The sequence below is a fragment of the Selenomonadales bacterium genome, from assembly GCA_017442105.1.
Lineage (GTDB): Bacteria > Bacillota > Negativicutes > RGIG982 > RGIG982 > RGIG982.
The window spans coordinates 1-3,495 of the sequence record JAFSAX010000156.1 but is presented as its reverse complement, the minus strand read 5'-3'; the positions used below and the strand labels follow the sequence as shown (position 1 = coordinate 3,495).

The 3,495-nt window shown below is 47.0% G+C and carries 4 protein-coding genes; all 4 read right to left on the bottom strand.

Annotated elements, in window-relative coordinates:
* Window positions 1–285: 285 nt before the first annotated feature.
* The 4 genes from IJN28_06320 to yqeK are packed head-to-tail and all read right to left on the bottom strand — an operon-like array spanning window position 286 to window position 3,267.
* Complete coding sequence (locus IJN28_06320; GenBank protein MBQ6713382.1) at window positions 286–1,158, bottom strand: RNA-binding protein; 873 nt, start codon at window positions 1,156–1,158, stop codon at window positions 286–288.
* Window positions 1,146–1,517: a ribosome silencing factor gene (rsfS, locus tag IJN28_06315; GenBank protein ID MBQ6713381.1), complete on the bottom strand. Its 372-nt coding sequence runs from the start codon at window positions 1,515–1,517 to the stop codon at window positions 1,146–1,148. Before rsfS ends, IJN28_06320 begins: the two co-directional genes overlap by 13 nt.
* A gap of 12 nt (window positions 1,518–1,529) precedes the next feature.
* Window positions 1,530–2,708, bottom strand: a complete 1,179-nt coding sequence (locus IJN28_06310) for an LCP family protein (protein ID MBQ6713380.1) — start codon at window positions 2,706–2,708, stop codon at window positions 1,530–1,532.
* Window positions 2,701–3,267: a bis(5'-nucleosyl)-tetraphosphatase (symmetrical) YqeK gene (gene yqeK / locus IJN28_06305; protein MBQ6713379.1), complete on the bottom strand. Its 567-nt coding sequence runs from the start codon at window positions 3,265–3,267 to the stop codon at window positions 2,701–2,703. Before yqeK ends, IJN28_06310 begins: the two co-directional genes overlap by 8 nt.
* Window positions 3,268–3,495 lie beyond the last annotated feature (228 nt).

The following is a 3,495-nucleotide window of genomic DNA, read 5'->3' as shown; positions in this document are numbered from 1 at the left end:
TAGAAACCGAACCCGTCGTGTTCGCATTACCTCCGCATCCCGCTAAAGCAAACATTGCCATAACAGCAAGCATCACCATAGTAATAATCTTCTTCATCTCATCTTCCCCTTTCAAACATCTCTTTATTTTGTATCTCTTTGCTACAAGTATCATTCTAGAATCCGTATGTGAAATCCAAAATACAAAAAATGTGAAGCTTACGTCAAATCTCTTCGCACATATTGTTTTAAACAAAAAAGAAACGATATGACCGAAATCATACCGTTTCTTTTCATACGTATATTTTACTGTTCTTTCAGGTGTGTCCAACCATCTTTTTGTTCAACTTTGCCGCTCTTCATCAATCGACCGAGCGCACGTTTGAATGCACTTTTACTGAGCTGGAATTTCGCCTTGATAACATCAGCCGACGTATCGTCGCTGTACGGCATCTTACCGCCGCGTTCCGTCAACATCTTCAAGATCGTTTCGGCATCCGTATCCATCGCAAGCTCTTTCTGCTGACGCATCGATACATTGATACGACCGTCTTCGCGAACGAACGTCACGCGAACTTCGATCTCCTCGCCGACTTTCGGACGATATGTCATTTCATCAAAATGGAGAAACGCAATATAACGTTCCTTCGTAAAGAGGAACGCACCGTTATCGCCGTAATTGTAGAGCGAACCTGTGACCTTCGTACCGCGTTCTACACCTTCTGCCGAACGAGATGCACGACGAAGCGCATCTTCTACTTCCATCGTCACAGCCAATCTGCCCGACTTATCCGAATACAAGAGTACCCATACAAGATCGCCTTCTTTGACACGACCGCGCATCCCTGCGAACGGCATAAAGATACCGCGCTCTGCACCGACATCAACGAACGCACCGTCACGCGATGTATTGATAACACGCACACGCGCAACCTGCCCTTCGCGCATCTTCGGCACACGCATACTCGCCGTCAAACGACCTTTCGGATCGCGATAGAGGAATACCTTCACCTCATCACCGATCGCAACAGGGCTTGTCTGCTGTTGTTTGTGGAGTAAAATATCATCGGATGTATTACCCGTTCCCGCATCGAGGAACGTACCGATCTCGCTCTCACGAACAGCCTTCAGTACTCTTACCGTACTCGGCTGCAACTTCTCCGAAATCATTTTTTCCATATAAGACTTGCCTCTTCTTCATATACTTCCTGCGGTGCATCGCCCCACAAACGTTCCAAATGATAGAACTCACGTTCTTCTGTCAAGAAGATATGCGCAACACACGTACCGTAATCAAGAAGCACCCAGCGACCTTCACGATAGCCCTCGCGATGGATAGCCTGGTGGCCTGCTTCCTGCAATTTTTCTTCAATATTATCGGCGATCGCCTTTACCTGCGGTACAGACGTACCACTGCAAATAATAAAATAATCTGCTACAAGCGACACATTCTGCATATCGATGAACACGATATCCTGCGCTTTTTTGTCGGATGCAGCTTCTGCAATCATTTGTTTCAAGCTTTTTTCAGTCGTCATTATGACACTCCTTTAACCTTCTGTTTTATTTGTTGTCGTTTCAGACTCTTTTTTATCTTCGTTTTTTGCCTCTTCCTGTATCGGTGCGGGTGTCGGTTCAGGTACCTTCTCTTCTTGTGGTGGCAACTCTATCTTAAAGATACGGTGAAACATCTCATCGACCTTACCGGGATCAACGCCCCAGTATGTTCCTTGCGCATCAGACTGCGTTTGTCCCGGCAATATCTCTCCAAGCATCATATCAGGCTGATACTCCGACAATACATTTGCAATGCGAAGAAGCGGATAGAACGTCAGATTCGTATCCGACTGCTCGTCCAAGATAGATAAGATAGACGGCACATCAAACATCGTACCGAACGTTGCGTGTTGATCTATGATAGCCTTCACCAATCGTTGCTGACGCTTCATACGACCAAACTCCCCAAGATCGGGATCACGATAACGAATATACTGCTGTGCTTTTTCGCCATCGAGCGTCTGATATCCTTTTTTTAGATCGATCGTAAAGCCATCGTACGAATCAGTATATGCCATATTCTTTTCTACATACAAGTCGATACCGCCAAGCTCGTCTATCACCTGCGTAAATACCGCATGATCGACCGTCGCATAATACGGGATCGTAATGCCGAGATATCCTTCTACCATACGAAGCGCAAGCGGCGTACCGCCCTGCCGATAGATATCCCTGAGTGCAACAGCTTCCGTCCGTCCCTCAAGCGGTATCCGCGTATCAGACGGAATCGATATCATCGCCGCCGTTTCTGCCTCGGTATCCACAATAAAGAGTACCGCGCTGTCTGCCTGCGCATAATATCCCTCCTCGGCTGTATCATCAACACCGAGAAACAGTACATTGATCGTCTGCTGTGATGCTGTCATCTTTTTCTCGGCATTTGCCGAAGCAAGTGCACTCGCACTCCACATAGGCACTGCGCGTGTCGGCACCGTGACAGGCTCTTCAACCACCTGTACAGGCTCTGTAGAAGCTGTTTCCTCCACAGTCGTTTCTATTCCCATTGTATCTCTTACCGCATGGTATGCCCAATTACAAGCCATACCGATGCCCCATATAACCATCGCCAGAACAGCCAGTGCAACGAATACACGCTTCCATCGCAATCGCTTTAGAAGCGGTTTTTTCTTACCGCGCACCTTCCTTCTGACTACGCGTCTGTTATCATCCATTCATCAACAACTCATTTCGTGCCAAAATGGTATTCGGATGAAGAAGTCCTCCACAGCGGATCACGTGCGCGATAGACTGATCGAACGCGGCAACCATTGCACGCGCCAGATCCTCCTCTGCCAGTTTGCGCAGAAGCTCCACACCATCATAATCCCTGCTCGGTTCTATCATATCGGCAAGATAAACGATACGCTCAAGCGTCGTCATCTGTTCTCTGCCGACCGTATGATAAGCGATCGCATCCAATACCGATTCATTTTCTACTCCGTATATGTGTTTTGCCAGATATACGCCAAGCGGTGCGTGCAACAGGATCGGAGATCGTCTGTCAAGTGATGTAACAGGAATATCACGACGTACACACTCCTCGATAAGCGCGCTCGTCGGATACACTCTCGCACAATCGTGAAGCCACGCTGCAAGTTCCGCCTCCTGCTCGTCTGCACCATACAGCCTCGCCAGACGAACAGACACCTCGGCAACACCGCGCGTATGCACGAATCGATCACGTTTTAACTTCTTCTCCAGATCTGCAATGATATCTGCAAGCATCATCATATACACTCACCACTCATCTATCATTCGTCATCAAACGATAACGAAAAGAATATCTTCATAGAATCGCTTTATAATACTACAATCGTGCGTTAGCACGAACAGCAAAATGAGAAGTCTTGTAAGACAAGACTTCTTTCGATTATTATACCATGCTTTGCGCAGTTTTTACACATACAGACAGATTTTATTTTGGAGAATGTCAAGACGAAAAGACTTGCAGAAATTACC

Coding starts and splice junctions, on each gene's coding strand:
- rsfS (MBQ6713381.1), bottom strand. CDS start 1,517: ATGACGACTGAAAAAAGCTTGAAACAAATGATTGCAGAAGCTGCATCC.
- yqeK (MBQ6713379.1), bottom strand. CDS start 3,267: ATGATGATGCTTGCAGATATCATTGCAGATCTGGAGAAGAAGTTAAAA.
- IJN28_06310 (MBQ6713380.1), bottom strand. CDS start 2,708: ATGGATGATAACAGACGCGTAGTCAGAAGGAAGGTGCGCGGTAAGAAA.
- IJN28_06320 (MBQ6713382.1), bottom strand. CDS start 1,158: ATGGAAAAAATGATTTCGGAGAAGTTGCAGCCGAGTACGGTAAGAGTA.